Origin of the sequence: Pseudomonas sp. OV226, from assembly GCF_003148705.1 — a bacterium.
GTDB lineage: Bacteria > Pseudomonadota > Gammaproteobacteria > Pseudomonadales > Pseudomonadaceae > Aquipseudomonas.
In genome coordinates this window covers 97,117-123,884 of sequence record NZ_QGGS01000019.1, presented here as the reverse complement: position 1 = coordinate 123,884, position 26,768 = coordinate 97,117, and the positions used below count along the sequence as shown (strand labels likewise).

Here is a 26,768-nt window from a genome sequence, read left to right as displayed (position 1 = left end):
TCCCCAAACGGTGAGAGGCTCATGAAGATTCGTTTCGATAGTCAAAAAGAGCACAACCCCACTGAGGAGCATGGCCTGAACGTGCTCTACGCTCCCGGTAAACGTATGGCATTTCGCCTGCGCTGGTACCTGATCCTGTTCCTGGTAGCCAGCCCATTACTCTGGCTTTTCGGCAAGCTGTTGTACGGCATCTTGGTGGTTGATGCGCCGGCGCAGTTGTTCTTGCCTATTCAGGAGGTGCGCGCACGAGATGCTGGTCGGGTCGAGCAGCTATTCGTCACGGTGGGTGATCACGTGCAAGCCGACCAACTGCTGGTCAACCTCGACAATCCGGAGTGGCGTGCCCGGCTGTTGCAACTTGCCGCCATGCCCGTTGAAGCTACGCGGCTTGGCGATTCCGATTTGGGCATGAAAGTGCGTCAATTGCTCAGCGCCAAGGTGGGCAGGGCAGAGCAACGTGTTCAGCAGTTGGACAGTCTTGTTCGGCAAGGCGCTGCCACTCGAGGTGAAGTGCTGGCCGCACAGACCGAGCGCGATGGGTTTCGATCGGAGTTGTTGGCTTTCGAGCGTCGTGAGCAGTTAGCTCATCAATCGCCTCAAGGATTTGATCGGGAAGTGATCCAACAAAATACTGAACAGCAATGGCTGAAGACACGGCTGGCCGCCTTGTCAGTGACGGCGCCGCAGAGTGGTCGTATAGCAGAAGTGCTTGTTACCCAAGGTGAGAACGTCGGCCCGGGAACGTTGCTGATGCGTCTGGAACGTCTGGCCGACCCATTGCTCTGGATTTATCTGGAACCGCTTAACATCAACTACGCGCAGATAGGTCAGCCACTGAAAGTCCATATGCCGGACGGAGAATGGCTGGATGCTCACGTGGTGCGGGCCGCAGACAGTGCCGCTCGCACGCCGACGGTTCTGCGCGGACCATTCGCCGCGAACGAAATGGGATTGCAGGTTGCTGCCAGGTTTGATCAACCACTGCCGGCGCGCTGGAGAATCGATCAACTGCCGTTGAGTGTTCATTTTCCCTATGATTGGCTGCGGATGCTGGGGATCAACAAATAAGCAAGCCGTCGAAACGGGATGTATAGGCCCTGCGAATTCTCAATGAGCATCGGCACTCGGCGCGGCCGGTGGTTGCACCTTGCGCATCAAGGGCACCATCGCCGTGGCGATGATGAAGCAGACCATGATCATCAAGAACGCGTCGCCATAGGTTTGGGTCTGGGCTTCGCGGTAGGTCAACAGCCATAGCTGATGCAGGCTGGCGGTGACGCCCGTGTCGCCGCTTTGGCCGAGGGCAGTGAAGTTGTTGCCGACCTGTGACAGCCACTGGTTGAGCGCTTCGTTGGTGCTGTTCAGGTGTTCCGCCAGCCTTGTGAAATGCAGGTTGGTGCGGTCGTTGAGGATGGTTGCGCAGGCGGCGATGCCGATGGCGCCTCCCAGGTTGCGCATCAGATTGAACAACCCCGACGCATGCTTGAGCCGTGCCGGCGCCAGACCACCCAGGGTCAACGTCACGGCCGGCGGCACCGCCAGTTGCTGGGCAATCCCGCGCAATGCTTGCGGCAGCATCAATTCCCTGGCCCCCCAGTCATGGGTGATCGGGCTGAAATCCCACATCGATAACGCGAACAACCCAAGGCCGGTCATCATGATCCAGCGCAGATCGACGCGGTTGGCCAGAAAGGCATACAGCGGAATCGCCATGATCTGGAACACCCCGGTGGAGAAAACCGCCAGGCCAATGTCCAGCGCGCTGTAGCCACGCACCCGTCCGAGAAACAGCGGCGTCAGGTAAATCGTGGCGAACAGCCCGATGCCGGTGACGAACGAAAAGAAGCAGCCAAGGGCGAAGTTGCGGTCTTTCAAGGCGCGCAGATCGACGATCGGGTTGGCCACGTGCAAGGTCCGGCCGATGAAGGCCAAGCCGGCGAGGCCGCTGATCCAAGCGGTGATAAGAATGGTGCTGTCGCTGAACCAGTTCCAGCGCGGGCCCTCTTCGAGGGTGTATTCCAGGCAGCCGAGAAACAGCGCCATAAACACCATGCTGAGGTAATCGGCGCCCTTGAGCAGCGACAGTTCTGGCTGGTCGATTTTCACCAGCATCGGCACTGCCACGGCAACGAAAATCCCCGGCACCAGGTTGATGTAGAACAGCCAGTGCCAGGACGAAATATCAGTAATCCAGCCGCCGATCACCGGCCCGAGGGTCGGCGCCAGCGAAGCCACGGCGCCAATGGTGGCGGCGGCAATGACGCGTTGTTTGCCGGTGAAGAAAAAGAACGCCGTGGTGAACACCAGCGGGATCATCGAACCGCCGAGAAAACCTTGCAGCGCACGGAAGGCGATCATGCTCTGGATGTTCCAGGCCACGCCGCACAACAGGCTGGCCAGGGTAAAACCTACCGCCGAAGCGCAGAACAGCCAGCGGGTGGAAAACACCCGAGACAGCCAGCCCGAAAGCGGGATCACAATAATCTCGGCGATCAGGTAACTGGTCTGTACCCACGCTGTTTCGTCGGTGCCGGCCGAGAGCCCGCCGCCGATGTCACGCAACGAGGCCGAAACGATCTGAATGTCCAGCAGCGCAATGAACATGCCGATACACATGCTGGCGAACGCAAACACCTTGGTCGCCGTCGCCATGTTGGCGGGATTGAACGGTGGCGCCGGGACAGCGAGGGCGCGGCTCATGGTGCGCTGGCCACGGCTGGGGTGTCAGCGCTTTTGCGGGTGTCGACTTCAGCGGTTACGGACAGGCCGGGGCGCAAGTGGCCGAGCACACCGTCGGCCGGATCGAGGACGATGCGCACCGGTACGCGCTGGACGATCTTGGTGAAGTTGCCCGTGGCGTTTTCCGGTGGCAGCACGCTGAACTGCGAACCGCTGGCCGGTGCGAGGCTGCCCAGATGACCGTGGAATTCCTGACCCGAGAGCACGTCGGCATGAATGATCACGCGTTGGCCCGGAATCATCCGCGCCAGTTGATCTTCCTTGAAGTTGGCGTCCACCCACAAGCCACTGGAAGGCACCACTGAGAGTAATTGCGAACCCGCCTGCGCATACGCGCCGACCCGCGCCCGGCGATTGCCGATCACACCATCCACCGGGGCTTTCAGTTCGGTGTAACCGACATTCAATTGCGCCAGGTCCCGTTCGGCCCGTGCCTGCATCAGTGCGGCGCGGGCTTGCTGTTTCTGGGTTTCGATCACGTTCAACTGGCGCTGCGCCGCCAGCAACTCGGCCTGGGCTCGCGAGCTGAGCGCCTGAGCGGTCTTGAAGGTGGCATCGGCCCGTTGCGCGCTTTCTACCGAGACGGCGTTGGTGCTCACCAGTTTTTTGTAGCGGGCATTGTCATCCCGCGAGCGCGCGGTTTCGGCACCAGCGGCTTCGATCCCGGCGCGGGCCTGGCCGATGACCGCGTACTGCAATTGTTCAGTGGCGTCGAGATTGGCCAGCAGGGCTTCTTCGGCGGCAACCGCGCCTTCGGCTTTGGCGAGATTAGCGCGATAGTCGCGGGAATCGAGGCGAATCAGCACATCGCCGGCCTTCACTGGCTGGTTGTCGGTGACCAGCACTTCTTCGATATACCCGGCCACTTTCGGGCCGATTACCGTGACGTCGCCGCCAATGTACGCATCGTCGGTTTCTTCGATGAAACGACCGGCCGTCCACCAGTGACTCGCATACAGCCCGGCAAACACCAGGGCTGCAATAACCGCCGTCAGCAGGATCAACCGTTTGAGCAGGGGAGGCTTGGGTGTGCTCACCGGGACTGCAAGGTCGGATTCAAGGCTGGGCATGCTGGTCATGGGGTTTACCTGTAGGAAACGGGTGTTTATTACGTAGGTAATATGACGTATGTAATATTTGGTGGCAATTGATTTTTGCTGCCGGTCGTCAGGATGTTCGCCGACCGGGCATCCACCACCGCCAACCCATCCTGCGCGTCCCGATTACCTCCCCCTGTCAGTCAGTCCTGCAATATTGCTGGCTTTGTCATATTGACTATGTCGGTGTCATAAAGACTCATTTTGTACGGAGTCCTTATGACAACGTTGTTTTTTAACTTGCTGATTTATAAGTGTTAATAAGTTGGCATGCTTCATGAAGTGACGAGAGCAACGTAATCGAAACAAGGAAGATGTCATGCCTCGTTCAATCCCGCTCAGCTTCACATTGTGTTTGTTGATCTCACCCCTTTGCATGGCCGATCAGGTCGTGCGCGAAGTCCCTGATACCACCGCTGGCAAAGGTTTCGGTGCGCTCACTGGAATGATGGTCGGCGCGGTGGGCGGTCCTGCGGGCGCGCTGGTCGGCCTTGGGGCTGGATTCTTTGCCGGCAGCGCTGTGCAGCAAGCGTCCGGCCATACGGAAACCGCCTACGAAGTCAAAAACGCCCAAGGCGAAATCAGCACCGTGCGCTCGCCCAATGCGCGCTTCGAGGTGGGGCAGCAGGTCACGCGTAAAGGTCCGCGTCTGGTGGCTCAGGACAACTGAGTCGCCACTCCATAAAAAATAGAAATGCATACACCGTGGGCTGGCCCGATTTGAATTTGATGTACCAACTTTTGATCCTTTAAGGGGGCAACACAATGCAAGCCATCAACGCCAAAGTACTGGGCGCGCTGGAAAACGTCATGGTGATTTCCACCACCGACTTGCAAGGCAACATCACCTACGTCAACGACCTGTTCTGCAAACTGACCGGCTACAACAAGGAAGAACTGCTGGGCCAACCCCACAGCATCGTCCGCCATGCCTCCGTGCCAAAAAGCACCTACAAGCAGATGTGGGACACCATCAAAAAAGGTGAAATCTGGACCGGCGTTATCCCAAATGTCGGCAAGGGTGGCGGGCTCTACGTGGTCGACACCACGGTGCAACCGCTGTTCGACGAGCAGGGCAACATCGTTGAGTACATCAGCATTCGTCGTGTGATTAACGACTTGATGGGGGACTTCGAAGCACTGGAATTTTCCAAGGAGCAATTCGACGAACACTACGACAGGTAATCGGCCATGCCAGGGTTAATCGAACGCATCGTGATCGGTTATGGCTCTGAGTCCGGCAATGCACGCGGGTTGACGCAACGGTTGTTGCGTCTGCCCTGTGTGCAGCCGTATGCATTGGCCGTGCAGGATCTGAATGCACTTGAGCTTGAAACGCTGACCACTCGGGATCTGTTGATCGTTGTGTGCAGCTCGTTCGGCGACGGCGAACCGCCGGGCAACGCCGATCGTTTTCTGGATCAACTGATCCAGTGCGAACACCTCAGTAGTGTGCCTTACGCGATCTTTGGTCTGGGTGACACTGCTTACCCGACTTTTTGCGGTTTCACCAAAAGCCTGGACGCTGCACTGCTGCAAAAGGGCGCAGCGCCCTGGATCAATCGCGTGGACGCCGACACCGATTTCGAGGGCTTTTTCGAGACCTGGTGCGCCACCCTCGAAGCGGTCTTGAAGGGCGACCGCCGGGCCGGCACCACGTTGCAATTGCAAGTCACCGCCTACGGCGAAAACGCCGCGTGGCCAGCGCGGGTGATCTCCCGTACGCGGCTCAATGCGACGGCGCCTTATGCCTGGCAGGTGCGCCTCGATATCGAAGGCAGCGGCATCAAATACCGCGCAGGGGACAATCTTTATGTGCTGGCGCAAAACGATCCACAACTGCTGGCGCAGATCGGTCAATGGTTCGGTCGCGACGATGCCCATACGCTGCTGGCGACCAAGGAGCTGCGACAACTGGGCAAATCGCTGTTGCGCGACATGGCTCGGGTCAGTCAGCACGACACCTTGAAAACCTTGCTCAAAGTCAGCAACCGTAAAGAGCTCGAAGGTTATTTGTACGGCAAGGACTTGCTCGATGTGGTCAGCGACTTCTGTGAGCCAGGGCAAATGAGTCTGGAAGAATTGGCCGAGTGGCTGCCGGATGTTTTGCCGCGTGCCTATTCCATTGCCTCTCACGACCAGCCGCACTACGTCGACCTGTGCATTCGGGAAATCGCCTATCAATTGGCCGACCGCCCGCGTATCGGCACCGCGACCGGCCATCTGGCGGGCAAGCTTGCCCAGGTTCAAGTGTTTGCCCGCAGCAACGTGCGTTTTCACCTGCCACGACAGGCCGATCATCCCGTCGTGTTGATTGGCACGGGGACTGGCATTGCACCGTTGATCGCATTGCTGGAGCAGATAGAGCAACAAAGCAGCCCTGCACAAACGTGCCTGATCTTCGGTGATCGACGCCGGGCATCGGACTTTCTCTACCAGCCGCGCCTCGAAAAATGGCAGGAAACGGGCGTGCTGGATCAGCTCATCACCGCGTTTTCACGAGACGCTGACCGTCGCTATTACGTGCAGGATGCCATGCTCGAACACGGTGCCTATCTGTGGGCCTTACTCAGTCAGGGCGCGCATGTGTATGTGTGCGGCAATAAAAGCCACCTGGAGCGAGCCATCGATGAGGCGCTGGTGAACATTGCCATGAGGTACGGCCATTTGGCCGAAGAAGACGCGCAGCAGTTTGTGGCCGACCTGTCGAGCTCGGACCGGGTACACAAAGAGCTGTATTGAGGGCGTGGGGTTTGAAATGAACAAAGGCCGGTGATCTACCCGATCACCGGCCTTCGTTGTTTTAGCGCTTAAACCCGCTCAAAAATCGCCGCAATCCCCTGGCCGCCACCGATGCACATGGTCACCAGCGCATAACGGCCGTTGGTGCGGTGCAGTTCGTGGATGGCTTTGGTGGCGATGATTGCGCCAGTCGCGCCGACCGGGTGGCCCAGGGAAATACCCGAACCGTTCGGGTTGACCTTGGCCGGGTCGAGGTCCAGTTCCTGGCTGACCGCACAAGCCTGGGCGGCGAAGGCGATGTTGGCTTCGATCACGTCCATGTCGGCGACGGTCAGGCCGGCACGCTTGAGCGCCAGGCGGGTGGCAGGCACCGGACCGAGGCCCATCAATTCCGGTTCAACACCGGCGTGGGCGTAGCTGACCAGACGGGCCAGCGGGCGCAGGTTGTTGCTCTGTACAGCGGCACCGGTGGCCATGACCAGCGCAGCGGCGCCGTCGTTCAGGCCAGAAGCGTTGCCGGCCGTCACCGAGCCGTCTTTCTTGAACGCTGGCTTCATGCCCGCCAGTTGTTCCAGCGTGGTAGCGCGAGGGTGTTCGTCGACGCTGAACAGCTTGGTTTCCTTGCGATCACGGATTTCCACGCCAACGATTTGTTCGCTGAAGTAGCCATTGGCGATGGCGAAGGCCGCGCGTTTCTGGTCTTCCAGGGCCAGGGCGTCTTGCATTTCACGGGTGATGCCGTTGCGTTCGGCAACGTTCTCGGCGGTGATGCCCATGTGGATGCCGTGGAACGGGTCATGCAGGATGCCCAGCATGTAGTCGATGGCCTGGATGTTGCCCATGCGCGCACCCCAACGGGCGGCCGACATGATGTAAGGCCCGCGGCTCATGGATTCGGCGCCGGCACCGACGACGATGTCGGCATCGCCCAGCATCAGGGTTTGCGCGGCATTGATGATCGCTTGCAGGCCGGAACCGCACAGGCGGTTGACGTTGTAGGCCGGGGTTTCTTTCGGGATGCCGGCGTTCATGGCGGCAACGCGGGAGATGTACGCGTCGCGGGTTTCGGTCGGGATCACGCTGCCCATCACCAGATGGCCGACTTGCGCCGGGTCTACGCCGGAGCGTTGCAGGGCGGCCTTGACGGCCGTGGTCGCCAGGTCGGCCAGCGGAACGTCTTTGAGCGAACCACCAAAGGTGCCAATGGCGGTACGTGCGGCGCTGACAACAAAAATATCCGGGGTGTTCATTACGGCTTTCCTCTTGGTGAATGCTTTTCTGTACTGCGATTGAGTAGGGCGGTCAACGCTGTTTGCGCTTCAGGCGAATTAACGCGCTCGATGAACAACAGGTTTTCCTGACGAATGGTGGCTTTGAGCTCCGGCAATGACGCCTGTTTGAGCAGTTGCCGGGTCTGGCGCAGGGATTCTTGTGGCAATGCCAGCAGGCGCCGGGCCAGAATTTGTGCGGCGGCGAGGCATTGTTGGCCGTCGTCGAACAGTTCGTTGGCCAGCCCACACGCGACCGCCGCAGCGCCGTCGAGGCTGTCGCCCCATAACAATAGACGCGCGGCGCGAGCGTGGCCGAGCAGGCGCGGCAACAACAGGCTCGCGCCGAATTCCGGGCACAACCCCAGGTTTACAAACGGCGTGCGCAGCTTGGCGTTTCGCGTGACCAGCACCTGATCGCAATGCATCAGCAACGTGGTGCCAATGCCGATGGCCGCGCCGCAAACAGCAGCGATCAGCGGCTTTTGCAGATGAATGACGACATTCATCAAGCGAAACGCCGGGCTGTCCAGATGCGTCGGCGGATGTTCGAGAAAGTCCGCCAGGTCATTGCCGCTGGTAAAGCACGTAGGGCCACCGGTGAGCACAATCACGCCGACGTCGTCGTCTTCATCAGCGGCCAGCAAGCGGTCGGCCAACTGCGTGTACAGGCTGTTGTTCAGTGCATTGAGCTTGTCGGGGCGGTCAAGGGTGAGCGTCAAAACGCCTTCGTTTCGATCGTGTTTGATCAGCTCGCTCATGAAATGCCCCCGCCTGTTTTGTCCGGCAGCCACTCTAAGCGCCCGGCCCGCGCGGGAGCTATGACAAAACGAGTCAACGAATCTGCTGCTTTTTGCCATGTTGCACCACGGCGCTGCCGGTCAAACGGTTCACACACCCATTCGGGGTATGGTGCCGTTTGCCCAATCGCTCAATAGTGGCGTCAACCGGTCATCCAGAACCGACTTCGCTTGATAAGGTGAATTTGCTATGCGCAAGGCCCTCATGGTGATTTCCAGTCTGTTGCTTGCTCCGCTGACATTGAATGCCCACGCCGACGACGTGAACGAGAGCAATACCCTGCGGCTTTATAACTGGGCCGATTACATTGGCGAAAAAACCATTGCCAATTTCGAGAAAGCCTCCGGCATCAAAGTGATCTACGACACGTTTGATGCCTATGAAACGGTGCAGGCGAAGTTGCTGACCGGGCACTCCGGTTACGATCTGGTGGTGTTGAATGCCTCCCTTGCGCCGCCCTTGATCAAGGCCAAAGTGTTCCAGCCGCTGGACAAGAAGTTGCTGCCGGGCTGGACCAACCTTGACCCGAAAGTCTTGCAGGACTTGCAGGGCTTTGATGCCGGAGCGGTGTACTCCGCGCCTTACACCTGGGGCAGCAACGGCATCACTTACAACGTCGACAAGATCAAGGAACGCATGCCGGATGCGCCAATCGGTTCGCTGGCGATGATTTTCGATCCGAAAATCGTCTCGCGCTTCGCCGACTGCGGCGTCACCTTGGTCGATGCGCCCACTGAAGTCATTCCCCTGGCCTTGAAGTACCTGGGACGCGATCCGCGAAGTGCGGCCCCGGAAGATCTGAAAGCCGCGCAAGAGTTGCTGTTGACGGTCAGGCCTTACATCAAGAAGTTCGATTCGGTGAACTACCTGACCAGCCTGCCCAATGGCGATGTCTGCATGGCCATGACCTGGTCTGGCGACTACGCGACGGCCATGGCCCGCGCCGAAGAAGCCAAGTTGAAGATCAAACTGGCCTATTTCATTCCCAAGGAAGGTTCGCTGATCTGGTTCGACAACATGTACATCCCCGCCGATGCCCCGCATGTCGCCAATGCCCACAAGTTCCTCGAGTACTTGATGCAGCCGCAGGTGATGGCCGACGTCACCGACTTCATTCATTACGCCAACAGTAACGCGGCGGCCACCCCGTTAGTGGATGCCGACGTGCGCAACAACCTGGCAATTTATCCCGATGAAGAAACCCGCCAGCGCCTGTTTCCGCAAAAGACTCAGGACGCCAAGGAAATGCGCGCCATCACCCGCGTCTGGAGCACGGTGAAGAGCGGGATCTGATCGTTTAACCCTTCGGTTTGAGGTTTTTGTATGGCTACTCCAACGTTGAAAGTACTGCCGACCGTGAATGACGCCCATTTGATCAAGGCCGATAAAGCCCATTACATGCACGGCTATCACATGTTCGACGAGCACGCCGAACAGGGGGCGCTGAACATTGTGGCCGGTGACGGTGCCTACATCTACGACGCTCAGGGCAACCGTTTTCTCGATGCGGTGGGTGGCATGTGGTGCACCAACATCGGCTTGGGCCGTGAGGAAATGGCCCTGGCGATTGCCGATCAGGTGCGGCAACTGGCGTATTCGAATCCGTTTTCCGACATGTCCAACAACGTCGCCATTCAGTTGTGCGAAAAACTCGCCAGCCTGGCGCCGGGCGACCTCGATCATGTGTTTCTGACCACTGGCGGCTCCACCGCCGTGGACACCGCGTACCGGTTGATTCAGTACTACCAGAACTGCCGTGGCAAACCGGAAAAGAAGCACGTCATCGCCCGTTTTAACGCGTATCACGGCTCCACCACGCTGACGATGTCGATCGGCAACAAGGCCGCCGACCGCGTGCCGGAGTTCGATTACGCCAACGACAAGATTCACCACGTGTCCAACCCCAACCCGTACCGCGCACCGGACGGCATGGACGAGGCGCAGTTTCTCGAATTTCTGATCAAGGAGTTCGAAGACAAAATTCTTTCCATCGGCGCGGACAAGGTGGCGGGCTTCTTTGCCGAGCCGATCATGGGTTCCGGCGGCGTGATCATTCCGCCCAAGGGTTACCTCAAGCGCATGTGGGAAGTCTGTCAGCGCTACGACATTCTGTTTGTGGCCGATGAAGTGGTGACCTCGTTCGGTCGCCTGGGCAAGTTCTTCGCGTCTTATGATCTGTTCGACGTGCAGCCCGACATCATCACCACGGCCAAGGGCCTGACCTCGGCCTACCTGCCGCTGGGTGCGTGCATTTTTTCCGACCGTATCTGGAAGGTTATCGCCGAGCCGGGCAAGGGCCGCTGCTTTACCCATGGTTTTACCTACAGCGGTCATCCTGTGTGCTGCACGGCGGCGCTGAAGAACATCGAAATCATCGAGCGCGAACAGTTGCTGGCGCATGTCGATGTGGTCGGCGCTTATCTGGAGGAACGGCTGGCGACGCTCAGCGACTTGCCGCTGGTGGGCGATGTGCGCTGCCAGAAGTTCATGGCGTGCGTGGAGTTCGTGGCCGACAAACGCACCAAGGCGTTGTTTGCCGACGAGGTGAATATTGGCGAAATGATTCACTCCCGTGCCCAGTCTCGCGGCTTGCTGGTGCGGCCGATCATGCACCTCAACGTCATGTCGCCGCCGCTGATCCTGACGTGTGCCCAGGTCGATGAAATCGTCGAGATCCTGCGGGTGTGCATTCTTGAAGTGGCGACCGAACTTGAGAAAAACGGCCAGTACTTCGGGCAATGAATTCGCTCAATCTGCGGTTACCCGGTGCCGGTTCTCCCGCTAGACTGCGGGGCATGAGCAAACCCAACGACGAAACGCTGATCGCATTGCCCTTCGGGGCGTTGCACAAATGGCACGGCGACATGCGCGAAGCATTCGCCCATGTCGACAAGCCTGATGCGCTGCAATACCTGGCGTCGGCGTTCGGGCACCTGGTGTCCATCGAGTCGGTGATGATCAGCCTCGAACACAAGGACCGGCCGCCGCAGTTGCTGTATCAGCGCGGCATCCCGGAGGAGTATCGGGAGTCGATCATCGACCGTTATTTTTCCGGTGGTTACCTGCTCGACCCGTTTTGCCTGGCGGTGGAGCAGGGCTTGGCCGAAGGGTTTTATCACCTGGAGGAAATAGCCCCGGACAACTTCTTCGACAGCGAGTACTACAAGACTTATTACGTGAAGGCCGGGTGTTCGGAGGACAGTTTTTACCTGATCGATACCGGCCATGACAGCCAAGTCTCGGTCAGCCTGTTTCAGGGTTTTGGTGGGGAAAGCCTGCGGGCGGAACAACTGAACCTGTTGCGGGCGGTCGAGCCGTTGGTTCGCGAGTTCATCAGCGAGTTCGGCCGTCGAGGCCTGGCGCGCAGCACGGTGATTGAAAGTGTGCGTGATGATCTGAAGCAGCGCGTGCAGTGCGCCTTCGAAAACTTTGGCTGCGAGGTGCTGACCGAACGCGAGCGGGAAGTGGCGCACATGGTGCTCAGGGGGCACTCGGTGAAATCCACCGCGAGCCAACTGAGCATTTCCCCGGAAACCGTGCGCATGCACCGCAAGAACCTGTACCTGAAACTGCAGGTCGGGTCGCAGTCGGAGTTGTTTGCACTGTTTATCGAGTGGTTGCGCCAGCACTGACCCCAAATCTACAACCCACCCGAAAAAAACCTGTGGGAGCGAGCTTGCTCGCGATGAGGCCATGACATTCAACATCAATGCTGAATGTAAGTCCGCTATCGCGAGCAAGCTCGCTCCCACAGGGGAGAGGGGTTGACCACAATATTTGTGGTCAGTCCTCGCGTTTAACGACCAGGGTCAGAATGTCGTAACTGGCCACCAGCTCTCCCAACTGGTTAGTCACCTCAACATCCCACGCCACCACCCCTTGCGGAATGCCTTGCGGGCTCTTCTTGCCTTGATCGATTTTGCGTTTGCAAGTCAATCGCGCCTGAATCGTGTCGCCAATCCCCACCGGATTGATAAAGCGCAAGGTATCCAGGCCATAGTTGGCCAGCACCGGCCCCGGCGCTGGGGAAACGAAAAGCCCGGCCGCCGCCGACAACACGAAGTAGCCGTGGGCGATGCGTTTGCCGAATTGCGATTCCTTGGCGGCGATGTCATCGAAGTGCATGTAGAAGTGATCGCCGGACAGGCAACCGAAGTTCACTAGATCGGCTTCGGTCACGGTGCGACGGTGCGTCAGCAGCGACTCACCAATCTGCAGATCCTGGAAGAACCGGCGGAATGGATGCACCTCGGTTTCGATGACCTGGGCGCCGCGTACGTATTCACCGGTGACGGCGGCCAGCATGGTCGGCGAGCCTTGTACCGCTGCGCGTTGCAGGTAGTGTTTCACCGCGCGCAGACCGCCGAGTTCCTCACCGCCACCGGCACGACCCGGGCCACCGTGCTTGAGTTGCGGCAGTGGCGAGCCGTGGCCGGTGGACTCGGCGGCGCAGTTGCGATCCAGCACCAGCAAGCGACCGTGCCACGCCGCTGCGACAGGGATGGCCTTGGCGGCGATCTGCGGATCCTTGGTGATCAGACTCGCCACCAGGCTGCCTTTGCCGCGAGCGGCCAGCGCCAGGGCTTCGTCGAGATCGTCGTACGCCATCAGGGTGCTGACCGGGCCGAACGCTTCGATATCGTGCGCGCCACCTTCGGCGTGCGGATCGCGAGCTTGCAGCAAGGTCGGGGCGAAGAACGCGCCCTGGCTGACGTTCTCGCCGCGCGGTTCGAAACCGTCACGGGCGCCGAACAGCATGTCGCTGCTCTGCAACAGGCTTTCCAGGCGCTCGGCCACGTCTTTCTGCTGATCGTGGGACGCCAGCGCACCCATGCGCACGCCTTCCACTGACGGGTCTCCGACCACGACTTTGGCCAGGCGATCACGCAAGCGGGTCGCGACCGCGTCAATGTGTTTGGCCGGCACGATGGCGCGGCGAATTGCGGTGCATTTCTGCCCGGCCTTGGTGGTCATCTCCCGGGCGACTTCCTTGATGAACAGCTCGAATTCTTCGTCGTCCGGGGTCACGTCCGGGGCGAGGATCGCGCAGTTCAGCGAGTCGGCTTCGGCATTGAACGGCACCGAGTTGCGGATCAGGTTCGGATTGACCCGAAGCTTGGCGGCGGTGTCGGCGGAACCGGTGAAGGTCACCACGTCCTGGCCCTGCAAGCGGTCGAGCAAGTCACCGGTACTGCCGATGATCAACTGCAAGCTGCCCGGTGGCAGCAAGCCGGATTCGTCCATCAGGCGCACCACGGCTTCGGTCAGGTAGCTGGTGGCGCTGGCCGGTTTGACGATGCACGGCATGCCGGCGAGAAAGCTCGGTGCAAACTTTTCCAACATGCCCCAGATCGGGAAGTTGAAGGCGTTGATGTGCACGGCCAGGCCACCGCGTGGCACCAGAATGTGCGTGCCGGCGAAGGTCCCGAGTTTGCTCAGCTGCATTGCCGGGCCTTCATGGACGATGTTGCCCGATGGCAATTCCCGCGAGCCCAGGCTGGCGTAGGTGAAGAGGGTGCTGTTGCCGCCTTCGATGTCGATCCAGCTGTCGGCACGGGTCGCGCCGCTGTGGTGGGAAATCGCGTACAGCTGTTCCTTGCGTTCGCTCAGGTACAAGGCCAGTGCCTTGAGACGTTGGGCGCGTTGCTGGAAGTCCAGCGCCATCAAGCCACTGATGCCTTGGCGGCGGCCGTGCTCGATGGCTTCGGCGAAATCCGGGCGCTCTTCGTGAGTGCGGGCGATTTCATGGCCGTCGATGGCGCTGCGCAGGATCTGTGCGCCTTGTTGACCGATCCAGCGACCGGCGATGAAACTCTGCAGGGTAGGGGCGTGAGGCATCACGATTGCTCCGGGTTATCAAATTGTTGGTCGTGCACGATCCCGTAGCAGCTGTCGAGCCCCAGCGAGGCTGCGTTCGGCTGCGAAGCAGTCGTAAAACCTGAGGACGCGATGCTCCTGAAACACCACCGCGCCTGATTTCACGACTGCTTCGCAGCCGAACGCAGCCTCGCAGGCTCGACAGCTGCTACAAGTCGGACGCAGCTGCTACGAGCGTCAGGGGGTTAGAGTTGATCGAAATCCAGCACCACTTTGTCGCTGATCGGGAACGCCTGGCACGACAGCACATAGCCGGCGGCCACTTCGTAGTCTTCGAGGGCGTGGTTGCTGTCCATTTCCACTTCGCCTTCGATGACCTTGCACTTGCAGGTCGAGCACACGCCGGCCTTGCACGAGTAGGGCAGTTCGGCACCCTGGGCGTTGCCGGCATCGAGGATGCTCTGGCTGTTGCGCGGCAGATCAAAAGCCAATGCGCGGCCATCGCTGATGACGGTGATCTGGCTGACCGCCGCATCCACCTGGCGGGCCGCCTCGCGGGCTTCACGTTTCTGCTGGCTGCCAGCGGCGGCGAACAGTTCGAAATGGATACGCTCAGACGCCATGCCTTTGGCCTTGAGGGTGTCGCGCACGGTTTCGGTCATCTCTTGCGGGCCGCAAATGAACGCGGCGTCGAGGGCTTTGACGTCGAGCCAGCGTGAGAACAACTGCTCGCATTTTTCGACGTTGATCCGGCCGTTGTACAGGTCGACATCCTGCTGCTCGCGGCTGAACACGAAAATCAGGTTCAGACGCTGCAAGTAGCGGTTTTTCAGGTCCTCCAGTTGCTCGCGAAACAGCGCGCCGGAGCTGGAACGGTTGCCATACAGCAGGGTGACGCGGCTGTGCGGCTCGGTTTCCAGGGTGGTCTTGATGATCGACAGGATCGGCGTGATGCCGCTGCCCGCTGCTACGGCCAGGTACTGGCCGTGGCGCGCCGGGTCGAGTTCGACACTGAAGTGCCCGGCGGGCGGCATGACGTCCAGCGTGTGCCCTGCCTTGAGTTGCTCGTTGGCAAACGCCGAGAAGCGCCCACCCGTCACCCGCTTGACCGCGATGCGCAGCTCACCGTCATTCACGCCGGTGCAGATCGAGTAAGAACGGCGGACTTCTTCGCCGTCCAACTGGGTGCGCATCACCAGGTGCTGGCCCTGGGTGAAGTGAAAACTGTCCTGCAGGTGTTGCGGAATCTCGAAGGCGATGGACACCGCGTCACGGGTCTCGGTGCGCACGTCCTTGATGGTCAGGCTGTGAAATTTACTCATTATTGTTCTCCAGCTGGGACGGCCGATTGCCGCTCAGATGCACTTGAAATAGTCGAACGGTTCCCGGCAATCGATGCAGCGATACAGGGCCTTGCACGCGGTGGAACCGAACTCGCTGAGCACTTCGGTGTGGGCGCTGCCGCATTGCGGGCAGACGACCACCGGGCTTTCACCGAGCAGGCTGCGCTTGCTGGTGCTGCCCTCCGGCGGGGCGATGCCATAGGCGCGCAAGCGTTCACGGCCACTGGCGCTGATCCAGTCGGTGGTCCACGCCGGGGTCAACTTGCGCTCAAGTTGCGGCGCCTTGAACCCGGCCAGTTCCAGTGCCTCGCGGATGTCGCTTTCGATCACTTCGGTGGCGGGGCAACCGGAGTAGGTCGGCGTGACCACCACGTGCAAGTGACCGGCCTGCCAGTCCAGGTCGCGGACGATGCCGAGGTCGACCACGCTGACCACCGGCACTTCCGGGTCCATGACCTGCGCCAGGGTTGCCCACGCAGCGGCCAGGTCGGTCGGTTGTGCCGCACGGGCGCCCAGGTCGCTGGCGATCAGCTCACCAGGTTGCATCGGGGTACGCTCGTGGCAGGCATTGCATCTCTGCCAACAGGATGCCGAGGTGTTCGGTGTGCAGCCCTTTGCGTGCGTTCAGGTAGAAATAGTTCGGCGCGGCAGGCACGGGCAGGGTAGCGCTGGCGAAGATCGCGCTGACCCTGGCTTGCCACTGCGCGGCAACGCTGGCGATGTCCGGGGTGATGCCGGCTTCGCACAAGCGCTGCTCGCTGTCATCGGCGGCAATCAGTTCGACGGTGAAGCGCCAGACCTCAGGGATCGCCGCCAGCATGCGCCGATGGCTTTCTTCAGTGCCGTCACCCAGGCGCTCGACCCACTCGCCGGAGCGGCGCAGGTGATAGGTCACTTCCTTGACCGCTTTGGCGGCGATCCCGGCAATGCGTTCGTCGCTGGACTGGCTCAGTCCCTGCAACACCGGCAAATGCCAGGCGTCATAGAGGAACTGCTTGAGCATGGTCACCGCGAAGTCGCCGTTGGGTTGTTCCACCAGCAGCAGGTTGCGATAAGCGCGCTCGTCACGGCGGAACGCCAGGTCATCGGCGCTGCGGCCGTCGTTCAGCAGTTCGGCGGCGTATTCCAGCCAGTTACGCGCCTGGCCCACGAGGTCGAGGCCGACGTTCATCAACGCCAATTCTTCTTCCAGCGCCGGGGCCTTGCCGCACCATTGGCACAGGCGCTGGCCCTGGATCAGGGCGCTGTCGCCGAGGCGCAGCAGGTATTCGATCAGGTCAGTCTGGTTGTTCATGGTCGACCTCACATGTGCCCGACTTCGGCCGGCAGCTCGTAGAAGCTGGCGTGGCGATACACCTTGTCGTCCGACGGATCGAACAGCGGGTCTTTTTCATCCGGCGACGAAGCGGTAATCAGTGCCGACGGCACCACCCACAGGCTCACGCCTTCGCTGCGACGGGTGTAGAGCTCGCGCGCGTTCTCGATGGCCATGGTGGTGTCGGCGGCGTGCACGCTGCCGACGTGCTTGTGGTTGAGGCCGTGCTTGCTGCGCACGAAGACTTCAAAAAGGGTCCATTCAGACATTTCAATGACTCCACATCAGGTGGCCGGATCAGGCGGCGTTCTTGTTTTGTTTTTTGCGGGCGTGGGCGACGGCGGCTTCGCGAACCCAGGCACCGTCTTCAATCGCCTTGCGGCGGGTGGCGACGCGTTCCTGGTTGCATGGGCCGTTGCCCTTGAGCACTTCGTAGAATTCGCTCCACTGGATCTCGCCGAAGTCGTAGTGGCCGGTTTCGGCGTTCCACTTCAAATCCGGGTCCGGGCAGGTGCAGCCCAGCAGTTCCAGTTGCGGGATGGTCTGGTCGATGAAGCGCTGGCGCAGTTCGTCGTTGCTCTGGCGCTTGATTTTCCAGGCCATGGACTGAGCGCTGTTCGGCGAGTGTTCGTCGCTTGGGCCGAACATCATCAGCGATGGCCACCACAGACGGTTGATCGCGTCCTGGACCATGTCTTTTTGCGCCTGATTGCCGTGGCGCATCATGGTCAGGAGGATTTCGTAACCCTGGCGCTGGTGGAAACTTTCTTCCTTGCAGATCCGCACCATGGCCCGGGAGTAGGGGCCATAAGAGGTGCGCTGCAACACCACCTGATTGACGATCGCCGCGCCGTCCACCAGCCAGCCCACCGCGCCCATGTCGGCCCAGTTCAGCGTCGGGTAATTGAAAATGCTCGAATACTTGGCCTTGCCGCTGTGCAGCTTGGCGATTTCTTCATCGCGGTCGGCGCCCAGGGTTTCCATGGCGCTGTAGAGGTACAGGCCATGACCGGCCTCGTCCTGAATCTTCGCCATCAATTGCAGTTTGCGTTTCAGCGTCGGCGCGCGGGTGACCCAGTTGCCTTCGGGCAGCATGCCGACGATTTCAGAGTGAGCGTGCTGGGAAATCTGCCGGATCAGGGTTTGCCGGTAAGCATCTGGCATCCAATTCTTGGCTTCGATCTTGATTTCTGAATCGATTTTTTCCTGGAAGGCGCGTTCCTCCTCGGACATCTCCGAGAGGTCTTTGATGCGCTTTACGCCGGTTTCTACGAGCTGTGCGTACATTTTTGGTCTCCCGCCGTGAATCTGTTTGATGGCATGGAGAACTTTATAAGCGATACAGAAATTAATATCAAACATAAAATGGTGTGTCGTATGTGTTTTTGTATCGCTTTGGGATGGGTGGTTGGTTTGGTCGGGGGCATATCCGTTTTTTTTGTGATGGCTTCTATTGGTTCCGCTCTTACAGCGGGTCACTTTGGAAGAGCGCCAAAGTAACCAAAGCGCGTTTGCCCCTTTCGTTCGGTGCCTCGCCTAGGCTCGGCATACCCTCGCTCCGGTCCTGCTCCGTGGGCCCGCCGCCATCGGCCATCCATGGCCGGGGGCGGCTAACCCGGCATCCTTGCCGGGTTGCCCACTGCGCAGAACCTGCGCTCGGCCTCTCGAGGGAGCGGTGCGTCAAGATCAAAGGCTGCAGGCGAGCTAACGCTCGGCCTTGAGTGGTGAGAAGCGAAAGCCTTGCGCCGATTTTTTGTAGGAGTGAGCCTGCTCGCGATGCTTTTGCTTGATCGTTCCCACGCTCTGCGTGGGAATGCATCCCCTGACGCTCCGCGTCACAGAGGCTCCGATTTCTGGACAGCCTGATGGCTACTTAGTAGCATCCGCCGCATACGGATTTTCTCCTGCGCGTCGACTGACGTGGGTCTATCAAGGAATCGAAATGCACACTTTCACCCATGGCGATAAATCGGTTGTTTTCACTGTCCTGAGCGGTGAAGTGGTGGGCAGCGAAAAGCTCAGCGAAACCCGCGTAACATCCACTGGCGGCGTTCATGTGAGCGGCAAGGACAGTGAAGTGACGCCGGTGCGTGTCAGTTCGGTTTCGATCATTAATCATGAGTTTTGGGTCAAAACCCCGGACGGCGTCGAGCACGACGTGAAGTTGCGCGGTGTGGATATTCCGTTGCGCACCGGCCAGGACATCTCGTTGATCAGCGCTTTGAAAAAGGATGGTTCGCCGCTGCATGCCATTTTGCAGAACCACACCGCCTCCAAACGCTGGGTGTTGCGCGACGGCAACGCGCTGCACACCGAGCTGGAGCTGGCGCCCTTCAACTGGAATACCGTGCTGATCGTGTCTGGACTGTGTGTCGCCGGTATTGCGACCGCAGGTCTGGGGCTTTTAGCGGCAGCGGGCTATTTGTTCTATGCGATTTATCAGGGCTCTCAGCGCAAGAAGCTGCTGGTCAGCGATTTGAACGCCTACCTCGAGAAGCTGGAAAATCAGGTCGCCAGTCGCATTCAGGCACCAAGCCCTGCACAGGTTATGCAACCGGCCCAGGCCGATCTTTTTGCCCTGGCAGAAGTCATTGTTCAGGAAGAAGAGGTTGTGCAGGCAAGCGTCGAGGCTCCCGCAGAAAACGCAGTGCTCAACAGCGACAGCGTACGCCGGGCGCTGTCACGCAAACTCTGAGCAATAGGCCTTTGAGGGTTCTTGCGCAGACCCAAACCTCGCATCGATAACGGGACGCAGAGCGTCCCCGGCGGCATTCCCACGCGGAGCGTGGGAACGATCAAAGCAAAAGCATCGCGAGCAGGCTCACTCCTACAAAAAATCGGGGTACGGCTTTGGCTTCTCACCACTCAACAGGCCGAGTGTTAGCTCGCCTGCCGCTTTTGATCTTGACGCACCGCCCCCTCGAGAGGCCGAGCGCAGGTTCTGCGCAGTGGGCAACCCGGCATGGATGCCGGGTTAGCCGCCCCCGGCCATGGATGGCCGATGGCGGCGGGCCCACGGAGCAGGACCGGAGCGAGGGCATGCCGAGCCTTAGCGAGGCACCGAACGAAAGGGGCAAAAGCGCTTTGGTTACTTTCGCGCTTTTCGAAAGTGACCCGCCGTAAGGGCGGAACCAATAGCCGCCGTAACCGCAAAAATGGATATGTACACCCGATAGAAAATGGCCGGCTGCCAGAAAGCTATCGCGAGCAGGCTCACTCCTACAGAGGGCGTACGCGTTCCAGCTAAAAAAAAGCCCCGCAATTGCGGGGCCATAAAGGGTGCAGCAGTCATGCTTTAGGGCGTTTGTCCAGAACGTGGCAAGCCTTGCCCTCAGATCGCTTGATCGAGTGAAACGGCTGCAAGACGATCCGCGAACTGATCCCGATATACGTCTTGATGTGTTTGCTCAATTCACCGCAAACAGCCTTCTGCTGATCATCGGTCAGGTGCTGGTGCTCAGCCTTCAACTCGACATGCACATCAACACTGTCCATGTTGCCATTGCGATACAAATGGATCTCGTAACACTCGGCCAGTTGTTTAACTTTTAAAACCTGCTCCTCAATCTGCGTCGGGAACACGTTGACCCCGCGAATGATCAGCATGTCATCGCTGCGTCCGGTGATCTTGTCGATACGACGCATTGGCCGCGCGGTGCCGGGCAGCAAGCGCGTCAGGTCGCGGGTGCGGTAGCGGATCATCGGCAAGGCTTCTTTGCTCAGCGAGGTGAACACCAGTTCGCCCATTTGACCATCCGGCAGCACTTCGCCGGTCACCGGGTCGATGATTTCCGGGTAGAAATGGTCTTCCCAGATCGTCGGTCCGTCCTTGGTCTCAGCGCATTCCATGGCGACACCCGGCCCCATGATTTCCGACAGGCCATAAATATCCAGTGCAGTAATGCCCAAGCGGTTCTCGATGGCACTGCGCAGCTCGCCGGTCCACGGCTCTGCGCCGAAGATGCCCAGGCGCAGGGCCAGTTTGTGCGGGTCGATGCCCTGGCGCTCGATTTCATCGGCGATGTTGAGCATGTACGACGGCGTGACCATGATGATGTCCGGCTGGAAATCCTTGATCAGCTGCACTTGTTTTTCAGTCTGCCCACCGGACATCGGAATCACCGTGCAACCCAGGCGTTCGGCGCCGTAGTGGGCACCGAGACCGCCGGTGAACAGGCCGTAGCCATAGGAAATATGCACCTTGTCGCCACGACGACCGCCTGCCGCACGGATCGAACGGGCGACCACGTTGGCCCAGGTGTCGATGTCGTTCTGGGTGTAACCGACCACGGTCGGCTTGCCGGTGGTGCCGCTGGAGGCGTGCAGGCGCACCACCTCGTTCATCGGCACGGCGAACATGCCGTAGGGGTAGTTATCGCGCAGATCGGATTTGGTGGTGAACGGGAACTTCGCCAGGTCTTCCAGTGATTTGATGTCGTCCGGGTGCACACCCAGCGCATCGAAACGCTGACGGTACAGCGGCACATTGTTGTAGGCGTGAGTCAGGCTCCAGCGCAGGCGATCCAGCTGATGTTGACGCAATTCGTCGATGCTGGCGGTTTCCAGCGGGTCCAGCACAGGATCAAGCACGGCTTTGGCAATTGGCATGTTCATGAATTCACTCGAATTGTTTTTGTGTTCCGGCCCGGCCGCGGCAGGGCTTTGAGTGCATGCCCCAAGGATACCTCTGGGCGCCTTGGGAATCGCGGTTCTTTAGTCGGATATACGCTCAATGATCAGCGCGATCCCCTGGCCGACGCCGATGCACATGGTGCACAAAGCGTAGCGGCCCTGACGTTCTTCCAGTTCATGCAGGGCGGTGGTCACCAGGCGCGCGCCACTCATGCCCAGCGGATGGCCAAGGGCAATCGCGCCACCGTTCGGGTTGACCCGAGGATCGTTGTCGCCAAGGCCCAGTTCACGCAGCACCGCCAGGCCTTGTGCAGCGAAGGCTTCGTTGAGTTCGATCACGTCCATGTCGGCCAGGCTCAGGTTGGCCAGTTCCAGCACTTTGCGGGTCGCCGGCACCGGGCCGATGCCCATGATGCGTGGCTCGACACCGGCGGTGGCCATGGCGACCACCCGGCCGCGCGCTTTCAAACCGTGGCGTTTGGCGACTTCCGGGCTGGCCAGCAGCAGCGCACACGCGCCATCGTTGACCCCGGACGCATTGCCAGCGGTGACGCTGCCGCCTTCGCGAAACGGCGTACCGAGTTTCTGCAGTTGCTCAAGCGTGGTATCGCCGCGCGGGTGCTCATCGTGCTCGACGATTTTGGCCGGGCCTTTGCGTTGCGGGATGTCGACCGCGACGATTTCCTTGGCCAGACGGCCACTGGCTTGAGCGGCACCAGCGCGCTGCTGGCTGCGCAGGGCGAAGGCGTCCTGGTCGGCGCGGGAGACATTGAACTGCTCGGCGACGTTCTCGGCCGTCTCCGGCATGGAGTCGATGCCAAAGGTTTTCTTCATCAGTGGATTGACGAAGCGCCAGCCGATGGTGGTGTCGTAAATCTGCGCATCGCGGGAAAACGCCTGTTCGGCCTTGCCCATCACCAGTGGCGCGCGGGACATCGATTCAACGCCGCCGACCAGCATCAGGCCAGCCTCGCCACAACGAATCGCTCGCGCCGCGGTGCCGATGGCATCCAGCCCGGAGCCGCACAAGCGGTTGAGCGTGGTGCCGGGCACGCTGACCGGCAAGCCGGCCAACAGCGCTGACATGCGGGCGACGTTGCGGTTGTCTTCGCCGGCCTGGTTGGCGCACCCGTAAATCACGTCATCCACGGCATTCCAGTCGACCTGCGGGTGACGGCGCAGCAGTTCACGCAGTGGCACCGCGCCGAGGTCGTCGGCACGTACGCTGCTCAAGGCTCCGGCGTAGCGACCGATCGGGGTCCGCACCGCGTCGATGATCAAGGCGTCATTCATTCGGGGTCTCCTGCGCCAGCACCGAGCCGCGCACTTTGTAGGATTTGCCATGGAACAGGGCGATCAATTGCCCCTGTTGGTTTTCGATACGTACGTCGTAGTTGCCGGTGCGCCCGGAACGGCTTTGCTCGGTGCACTCGGCAGTCAAGGTGTCGCCCAGGCGGGCCGGGGCGATGTAGTCGATGCTGCAACCGATGGCCACCGTGGCGTCGTTGTAGCTGTTGCAGGCAAAGGCAAACGCCGAGTCGGCCAGCGCAAACAGGTAGCCGCCGTGGCAGGTGCCGTGGCCTTGAAGCATGTCGGCGCGCACGCTCATGCCCACGCGGGCACAGCCGGGGGCCGCCGAGAGCAGGCGCATGCCCATCGCCTGGCTGGCGGCGTCGCGGTTGAACAGGGTTTTTGCGCAGTCGCTGGCCAGGTTCATCGCTTCGTGATTAGTCATGGAAAGTCCTCCCTTCGGCGACCCGACGGCGCAACAGCAGCGAGGGCCGATAGCGCTCTTCGCCGTAACTGGCTTGCAGGTTTTCCAGCACCTTGAGCACGTGCGACAGGCCGACGGCATCCGCCCAGGCCAGCGGGCCTTGCGGGTAATTGACCCCGGCGCGCATTGCCAGATCGATGTCGGCGGCCGACGCCACGCTTTGCAGCACAGCGTCGGCGGCTTCGTTGGCGAGCATAGCGACAGTGCGCAACACGGCGAGGGCCGGGCTGTCGTTGAGCAGGCTTACGTTGAAACCGGCCCGTTGCAGCAGGGCAACGCCTTGTTCGAGGGCCACCGGCTCAATGTCCGCTGTGCAACTGATCGCGATTCGGCTGGCGTTGCCGTAATCGAGCACGAGGTCGAGCAGGATCAGATTGCGCACCCCGTCTTCCCTGGCGCGCTGACAGGCCATGCGCCCATCGCTCAGCGCCAGCACCGCGTCGCCCACCCGCAACAGGCCTTGGCCGTCGCGTTGAATGACTTCGATGTTGTGTGTGCGCAGGCGCGGGATCAGCGCATTGGCAGCGCCGAGATCACCTTCGATCACGCAGCTTTCAACGGTCTGCTCGCTGCTGATGGTGGTCGGCTGCGGGCGTTCGGCGTTCTCGGCGTAGCTGTAGAAACCGTGACCGCTTTTGCGCCCCAGACGCCCGGCGTCCACCAGGTCTTTCTGGATCAGCGAAGGCTGGAAGCGGGTGTCGGCGTAATAGGCGTCGAACACTGAGCAGGTCACCGCATAGTTGACGTCATGGCCAATCAGGTCGGTCAGTTCGAAAGCACCCATCGCAAAGCCACCGGCATCGCGCATCAGCGCATCCAGCGTCGAGCACTCGGCAACGCCTTCCTGCAGCAGGCGCAAGCTCTCGGCGTAAAACGGCCGGGCCACGCGGTTGACGATGAACCCCGGCGTTGAACGGGTGTGCACCGGTTTTTTGCCCCAGGCCTTGGCGGTGTCGTACAGGCAATCGGCCAAGGCTGGATCGCTGGCCAGCCCCGAGACGATTTCCACCAGCGCCATGATCGGCGCGGGGTTGAAAAAGTGCAGGCCCAGCAGGCGTTCTGGGTGATCCAGTTGTGCGGCGATGCTAGTGATCGACAGCGACGAGGTGTTGCTCGCCAGAATGCAGCGCTCGCCGCAGATGCCTTCCAGTTGGCGGAAGAGGGCACGCTTGACCTCAAGGTTCTCGACGATGGCTTCGATGACCAGCTCGCAATCGGCCAGCGCTTCGATGGCTTCCACAGGCAGCAAACGAGCGATGGTCGCGGTGCGGGCGTCGGCCGAGAGCTTGCCTTTCTCGACGCGTTTGCCCAGTTGGCGGTCAATGCCGTCGATGGCTTGAGCCGCGGCGCCGGGGCGATTGTCCAGCAGCAGCACGGTATGGCCGGCCTGTGCCGCGACCTGTGCAATCCCGGCACCCATGGCGCCGGCGCCGATTACGGCGATGGGTGCGTTGGTGTTCAGTGCAGTCATGACTCAGCGCCCCTTGAAGCTTGGGCTGCGTTTTTCCATGAAGGCGCTGACGCCTTCACGGTAGTCCTCGCTGCGCCCGGCCAGGCGTTGCAAGTCTTTTTCCAGCTCGAGCTGCTCGTCGAAGGTGTTGCTCAGGCTGGCATTGAGGCTGCGTTTGATCAGTGCCAGGCCGTAGGTCGGTTGCGTGGCGAGGTGACGGGCCAGTGTCAGCGCTTCACTACGCAGTTCGGCGTCGTCCACGCAGCGGTAGATCAGGCCCCATTGCTCGGCCTGTTCGGCGCTCAATCGATTGCCGAGCAAGGTCAGGGCTTTGGCGCGGGCCATGCCGACCAGGCGCGGCAAGGTCCAGGTACCACCGGAATCGGGGATCAGGCCAAGTTTGCAGAAGGCCTGGATGAAGCTCGCCGAACGCGCCGCCAACACCAGGTCGCAGGCCAGCGGGATGTTGGCGCCAGCGCCAGCGGCCACACCGTTGACCGCGCAGATCACCGGCATTGGCAGGTCGCGCAATTGGCGGATCAGCGGGTTGTAGAACTTCTCGATGGACTCGCCCAAGTCCGGCGCGGCATTGCCCGGCGCCACATTGCGATCGCCCAGGTCTTGCCCGGCACAGAAGCCGCGACCTTCACCGGTCAGCAGCAAAACGCGTACGTCCGGGTTTTGCCGAACCTGCTTCAGGGCTTCTTTGACTTCACCGTGCATCTGCGCGTTGAAGCTGTTCAGTTGCTCGGGGCGATTGAGGCTGAGCAGGGCGACACCGGCCTCGATGGAAAACAGGATGTGTTCGAAGTTCATGGTCATGGCGCTCTCTGGGAGGTCGTTCGCTTTTTTGTAAAAAGGGCGGGGTGATTACTGGCCCGTGAAGTTCGGTGTGCGCTTTTCCTGAAAGGCCTGAATGCCTTCGTCGCGGTCGCGGGTGCCGGCCAGCACGGTGAAGGCATGGCGCTCGAAACGCAGGCCGCTGGCCAGGTCGGTGTCCATGGCCTTGAGCAGCGCTTCCTTGGCCAGGCGCACCGCCAGCGGTGCTTTGCCGGCAATGTTGCGGGCGATCTGCAAGGCGCGTTCGACGGTGAATTCCGGTTGGGTCACTTCGCTGACCAGGCCGGCGCGTTGCGCCTGGCGGGCGTCGATCGGCTCGCCGGTCAGGACCATTTGCATGGCCATGGATTTGCCGACGGCCCGCAGCAGGCGTTGGGTGCCGCCGGCGCCCGGCATGATCCCGAGGTTGATTTCCGGTTGGCCGAAACGCGCGTCTTCCCCGGCAATGATGATGTCGGCGTGCATCGCCAATTCACAGCCACCGCCGAGGGCGAAGCCGTTGACGGCGGCGATCAGCGGTTTGTTGAAGCGGGTAATGGTTTGCCACGACGCCTGGCGCGGGTCGTCGAGGATGCCGACCAGATCGCGCTCGGCCATTTCCTTGATATCGGCGCCGGCCGCGAAGGCTTTGCGGCTGCCGGTCAGGACCACGGCGCGGGTGTTGGCGTCGGCTTGCGCGGCGTTCAGTTCATCGGCCAGCTCACCGAGCAATTCGGTGGTCAGGGCGTTCAGCGCTTGCGGGCGCTGCAACGTAATCAGGCGAACGCCCGGTTCGATGATCTCGACAACAAGGGTTAGAGGCATGGCGGATGCCCTCACGGTGCACGCTCGGCTGTACTGCCGGCTCATTATTGGATCGGCGCGGTGGGCCGGTTTTGCCTGAGTATACCTACAACGTGATACGCAATAACAACATAAAAGTTCATTTAATGTGTCTTATTGATGAGCGG

Annotated in this window: 24 protein-coding genes; 8 read left to right on the top strand and 16 right to left on the bottom strand. The window is 60.6% G+C overall.

The window, feature by feature from the left end:
* Window positions 1-1,068, top strand: a 1,068-nt coding sequence (locus tag C7534_RS24320; protein ID WP_256594813.1) for an HlyD family secretion protein, incomplete at its 5' end; no start/stop codon positions are given.
* 39 nt (window positions 1,069-1,107) lie between these two features.
* Here the strand turns inward: C7534_RS24320 and C7534_RS24315 are convergent.
* On the bottom strand, window positions 1,108-2,700 hold the full coding sequence (locus tag C7534_RS24315; RefSeq protein ID WP_109787299.1) for a DHA2 family efflux MFS transporter permease subunit: 1,593 nt from the start codon (window positions 2,698-2,700) through the stop codon (window positions 1,108-1,110).
* Window positions 2,697-3,818, bottom strand: coding sequence for an HlyD family secretion protein (locus C7534_RS24310; RefSeq protein ID WP_109787298.1), 1,122 nt, complete (start codon window positions 3,816-3,818; stop codon window positions 2,697-2,699). The genes C7534_RS24315 and C7534_RS24310 overlap by 4 nt, the downstream gene beginning before the upstream one ends.
* A gap of 337 nt (window positions 3,819-4,155) precedes the next feature.
* On the opposite strand from C7534_RS24310, the gene C7534_RS24305 reads away from it, so the two are divergent.
* The 3 genes from C7534_RS24305 to C7534_RS24295 all read left to right on the top strand — a co-directional run bounded on the left by C7534_RS24305 (window position 4,156) and on the right by C7534_RS24295 (window position 6,578).
* The gene (locus C7534_RS24305) at window positions 4,156-4,506 is read left to right on the top strand and encodes a hypothetical protein (RefSeq protein WP_046032654.1); all 351 of its coding nucleotides are present in this window, start codon (window positions 4,156-4,158) and stop codon (window positions 4,504-4,506) included.
* Window positions 4,507-4,601: 95 nt separating this feature from the next.
* Window positions 4,602-5,021: a PAS domain-containing protein gene (locus tag C7534_RS24300; RefSeq protein WP_046032655.1), complete on the top strand. Its 420-nt coding sequence runs from the start codon at window positions 4,602-4,604 to the stop codon at window positions 5,019-5,021.
* A 6-nt stretch (window positions 5,022-5,027) separates the two neighbouring features.
* A complete protein-coding gene (locus tag C7534_RS24295) occupies window positions 5,028-6,578 on the top strand; it encodes a diflavin oxidoreductase (protein ID WP_109787297.1) in 1,551 nt (516 codons plus the stop codon).
* 68 nt (window positions 6,579-6,646) lie between these two features.
* On the opposite strand, the gene C7534_RS24290 is transcribed toward C7534_RS24295, so the two are convergent.
* Complete coding sequence (locus tag C7534_RS24290; protein WP_109787296.1) at window positions 6,647-7,828, bottom strand: acetyl-CoA C-acyltransferase family protein; 1,182 nt, start codon at window positions 7,826-7,828, stop codon at window positions 6,647-6,649.
* Window positions 7,828-8,607, bottom strand: coding sequence for an enoyl-CoA hydratase (locus C7534_RS24285; RefSeq protein ID WP_109787295.1), 780 nt, complete (start codon window positions 8,605-8,607; stop codon window positions 7,828-7,830). The genes C7534_RS24290 and C7534_RS24285 overlap by 1 nt, the downstream gene beginning before the upstream one ends.
* Window positions 8,608-8,836: 229 nt before the next feature.
* Between C7534_RS24285 and C7534_RS24280 the strand changes: the two genes are divergently transcribed.
* Genes C7534_RS24280 through C7534_RS24270 form a run of 3 tightly spaced genes read left to right on the top strand, consistent with a single transcriptional unit; the run spans window position 8,837 to window position 12,279 of the window.
* Window positions 8,837-9,940 carry a polyamine ABC transporter substrate-binding protein gene (locus C7534_RS24280; protein WP_109787294.1) on the top strand — a complete coding sequence of 368 codons (1,104 nt, stop codon included), beginning with the start codon at window positions 8,837-8,839 and terminating at the stop codon, window positions 9,938-9,940.
* 30 nt (window positions 9,941-9,970) lie between these two features.
* Window positions 9,971-11,389, top strand: a complete 1,419-nt coding sequence (locus tag C7534_RS24275) for an aminotransferase (RefSeq protein WP_109787293.1) — start codon at window positions 9,971-9,973, stop codon at window positions 11,387-11,389.
* The gene (locus tag C7534_RS24270) at window positions 11,386-12,279 is read left to right on the top strand and encodes a helix-turn-helix transcriptional regulator (protein WP_109787292.1); all 894 of its coding nucleotides are present in this window, start codon (window positions 11,386-11,388) and stop codon (window positions 12,277-12,279) included. The genes C7534_RS24275 and C7534_RS24270 overlap by 4 nt, the downstream gene beginning before the upstream one ends.
* A 151-nt stretch (window positions 12,280-12,430) precedes the next feature.
* Here the strand turns inward: C7534_RS24270 and paaZ are convergent, their stop codons facing one another.
* The 6 genes from paaZ to paaA form a co-directional block, all read right to left on the bottom strand.
* Window positions 12,431-14,485: a phenylacetic acid degradation bifunctional protein PaaZ gene (gene paaZ / locus C7534_RS24265; protein WP_109787291.1), complete on the bottom strand. Its 2,055-nt coding sequence runs from the start codon at window positions 14,483-14,485 to the stop codon at window positions 12,431-12,433.
* 224 nt (window positions 14,486-14,709) lie between these two features.
* Entirely contained in the window at window positions 14,710-15,786 is a 1,077-nt protein-coding gene (paaE, locus tag C7534_RS24260; RefSeq protein ID WP_109787290.1) for a 1,2-phenylacetyl-CoA epoxidase subunit PaaE, read from the bottom strand.
* A gap of 33 nt (window positions 15,787-15,819) precedes the next feature.
* Window positions 15,820-16,353 (bottom strand): 1,2-phenylacetyl-CoA epoxidase subunit PaaD, encoded by a 534-nt coding sequence (gene paaD / locus C7534_RS24255; protein WP_077431704.1) that lies wholly within the window; start codon window positions 16,351-16,353, stop codon window positions 15,820-15,822.
* A complete protein-coding gene (gene paaC / locus C7534_RS24250; RefSeq protein WP_109787289.1) occupies window positions 16,340-17,101 on the bottom strand; it encodes a 1,2-phenylacetyl-CoA epoxidase subunit PaaC in 762 nt (253 codons plus the stop codon). Before paaC ends, paaD begins: the two co-directional genes overlap by 14 nt.
* Before the next feature lie 8 nt (window positions 17,102-17,109).
* Window positions 17,110-17,391 (bottom strand): 1,2-phenylacetyl-CoA epoxidase subunit PaaB, encoded by a 282-nt coding sequence (paaB, locus tag C7534_RS24245; RefSeq protein WP_007943393.1) that lies wholly within the window; start codon window positions 17,389-17,391, stop codon window positions 17,110-17,112.
* 28 nt (window positions 17,392-17,419) lie between these two features.
* The gene (gene paaA, locus C7534_RS24240; RefSeq protein WP_046032668.1) at window positions 17,420-18,409 is read right to left on the bottom strand and encodes a 1,2-phenylacetyl-CoA epoxidase subunit PaaA; all 990 of its coding nucleotides are present in this window, start codon (window positions 18,407-18,409) and stop codon (window positions 17,420-17,422) included.
* Between the two features lie 499 nt (window positions 18,410-18,908).
* On the opposite strand from paaA, the gene C7534_RS24235 reads away from it, so the two are divergent.
* Window positions 18,909-19,817, top strand: coding sequence for a hypothetical protein (locus C7534_RS24235; protein ID WP_256594812.1), 909 nt, complete (start codon window positions 18,909-18,911; stop codon window positions 19,815-19,817).
* 593 nt (window positions 19,818-20,410) lie between these two features.
* Here the strand turns inward: C7534_RS24235 and paaK are convergent.
* The 6 genes from paaK to paaF form a co-directional block, all read right to left on the bottom strand.
* On the bottom strand, window positions 20,411-21,736 hold the full coding sequence (gene paaK, locus C7534_RS24230; RefSeq protein WP_109787287.1) for a phenylacetate--CoA ligase PaaK: 1,326 nt from the start codon (window positions 21,734-21,736) through the stop codon (window positions 20,411-20,413).
* Between the two features lie 99 nt (window positions 21,737-21,835).
* The gene (pcaF, locus tag C7534_RS24225) at window positions 21,836-23,047 is read right to left on the bottom strand and encodes a 3-oxoadipyl-CoA thiolase (RefSeq protein ID WP_109787286.1); all 1,212 of its coding nucleotides are present in this window, start codon (window positions 23,045-23,047) and stop codon (window positions 21,836-21,838) included.
* A complete protein-coding gene (gene paaI / locus C7534_RS24220) occupies window positions 23,040-23,489 on the bottom strand; it encodes a hydroxyphenylacetyl-CoA thioesterase PaaI (RefSeq protein WP_046032672.1) in 450 nt (149 codons plus the stop codon). Before paaI ends, pcaF begins: the two co-directional genes overlap by 8 nt.
* Window positions 23,482-24,999, bottom strand: a complete 1,518-nt coding sequence (paaH, locus tag C7534_RS24215) for a 3-hydroxyacyl-CoA dehydrogenase PaaH (RefSeq protein ID WP_109787285.1) — start codon at window positions 24,997-24,999, stop codon at window positions 23,482-23,484. Before paaH ends, paaI begins: the two co-directional genes overlap by 8 nt.
* A gap of 3 nt (window positions 25,000-25,002) precedes the next feature.
* The gene (paaG, locus tag C7534_RS24210; RefSeq protein ID WP_046032752.1) at window positions 25,003-25,794 is read right to left on the bottom strand and encodes a 2-(1,2-epoxy-1,2-dihydrophenyl)acetyl-CoA isomerase PaaG; all 792 of its coding nucleotides are present in this window, start codon (window positions 25,792-25,794) and stop codon (window positions 25,003-25,005) included.
* Between the two features lie 54 nt (window positions 25,795-25,848).
* Window positions 25,849-26,622, bottom strand: coding sequence for a 2,3-dehydroadipyl-CoA hydratase PaaF (gene paaF, locus C7534_RS24205; protein WP_109787284.1), 774 nt, complete (start codon window positions 26,620-26,622; stop codon window positions 25,849-25,851).
* Between the last annotated feature and the right edge of the window lie 146 nt (window positions 26,623-26,768).

Bases quoted from the DNA above. Each gene is read 5' to 3' on its own strand.
- paaZ (WP_109787291.1), bottom strand. From the start codon at position 14,485: ATGCCTCACGCCCCTACCCTGCAGAGTTTCATCGCCGGTCGCTGGATC.
- C7534_RS24290 (WP_109787296.1), bottom strand. From the start codon at position 7,828: ATGAACACCCCGGATATTTTTGTTGTCAGCGCCGCACGTACCGCCATT.
- C7534_RS24300 (WP_046032655.1), top strand. From the start codon at position 4,602: ATGCAAGCCATCAACGCCAAAGTACTGGGCGCGCTGGAAAACGTCATG.
- C7534_RS24295 (WP_109787297.1), top strand. From the start codon at position 5,028: ATGCCAGGGTTAATCGAACGCATCGTGATCGGTTATGGCTCTGAGTCC.
- paaD (WP_077431704.1), bottom strand. From the start codon at position 16,353: ATGCAACCTGGTGAGCTGATCGCCAGCGACCTGGGCGCCCGTGCGGCA.
- paaB (WP_007943393.1), bottom strand. From the start codon at position 17,391: ATGTCTGAATGGACCCTTTTTGAAGTCTTCGTGCGCAGCAAGCACGGC.
- paaC (WP_109787289.1), bottom strand. From the start codon at position 17,101: ATGAACAACCAGACTGACCTGATCGAATACCTGCTGCGCCTCGGCGAC.
- C7534_RS24280 (WP_109787294.1), top strand. From the start codon at position 8,837: ATGCGCAAGGCCCTCATGGTGATTTCCAGTCTGTTGCTTGCTCCGCTG.
- C7534_RS24310 (WP_109787298.1), bottom strand. From the start codon at position 3,818: ATGACCAGCATGCCCAGCCTTGAATCCGACCTTGCAGTCCCGGTGAGC.
- C7534_RS24275 (WP_109787293.1), top strand. From the start codon at position 9,971: ATGGCTACTCCAACGTTGAAAGTACTGCCGACCGTGAATGACGCCCAT.
- C7534_RS24305 (WP_046032654.1), top strand. From the start codon at position 4,156: ATGCCTCGTTCAATCCCGCTCAGCTTCACATTGTGTTTGTTGATCTCA.
- paaA (WP_046032668.1), bottom strand. From the start codon at position 18,409: ATGTACGCACAGCTCGTAGAAACCGGCGTAAAGCGCATCAAAGACCTC.
- paaH (WP_109787285.1), bottom strand. From the start codon at position 24,999: ATGACTGCACTGAACACCAACGCACCCATCGCCGTAATCGGCGCCGGC.
- paaI (WP_046032672.1), bottom strand. From the start codon at position 23,489: ATGACTAATCACGAAGCGATGAACCTGGCCAGCGACTGCGCAAAAACC.
- paaK (WP_109787287.1), bottom strand. From the start codon at position 21,736: ATGAACATGCCAATTGCCAAAGCCGTGCTTGATCCTGTGCTGGACCCG.
- C7534_RS24270 (WP_109787292.1), top strand. From the start codon at position 11,386: ATGAATTCGCTCAATCTGCGGTTACCCGGTGCCGGTTCTCCCGCTAGA.
- paaE (WP_109787290.1), bottom strand. From the start codon at position 15,786: ATGAGTAAATTTCACAGCCTGACCATCAAGGACGTGCGCACCGAGACC.
- C7534_RS24315 (WP_109787299.1), bottom strand. From the start codon at position 2,700: ATGAGCCGCGCCCTCGCTGTCCCGGCGCCACCGTTCAATCCCGCCAAC.
- pcaF (WP_109787286.1), bottom strand. From the start codon at position 23,047: ATGAATGACGCCTTGATCATCGACGCGGTGCGGACCCCGATCGGTCGC.
- paaF (WP_109787284.1), bottom strand. From the start codon at position 26,622: ATGCCTCTAACCCTTGTTGTCGAGATCATCGAACCGGGCGTTCGCCTG.
- paaG (WP_046032752.1), bottom strand. From the start codon at position 25,794: ATGAACTTCGAACACATCCTGTTTTCCATCGAGGCCGGTGTCGCCCTG.
- C7534_RS24285 (WP_109787295.1), bottom strand. From the start codon at position 8,607: ATGAGCGAGCTGATCAAACACGATCGAAACGAAGGCGTTTTGACGCTC.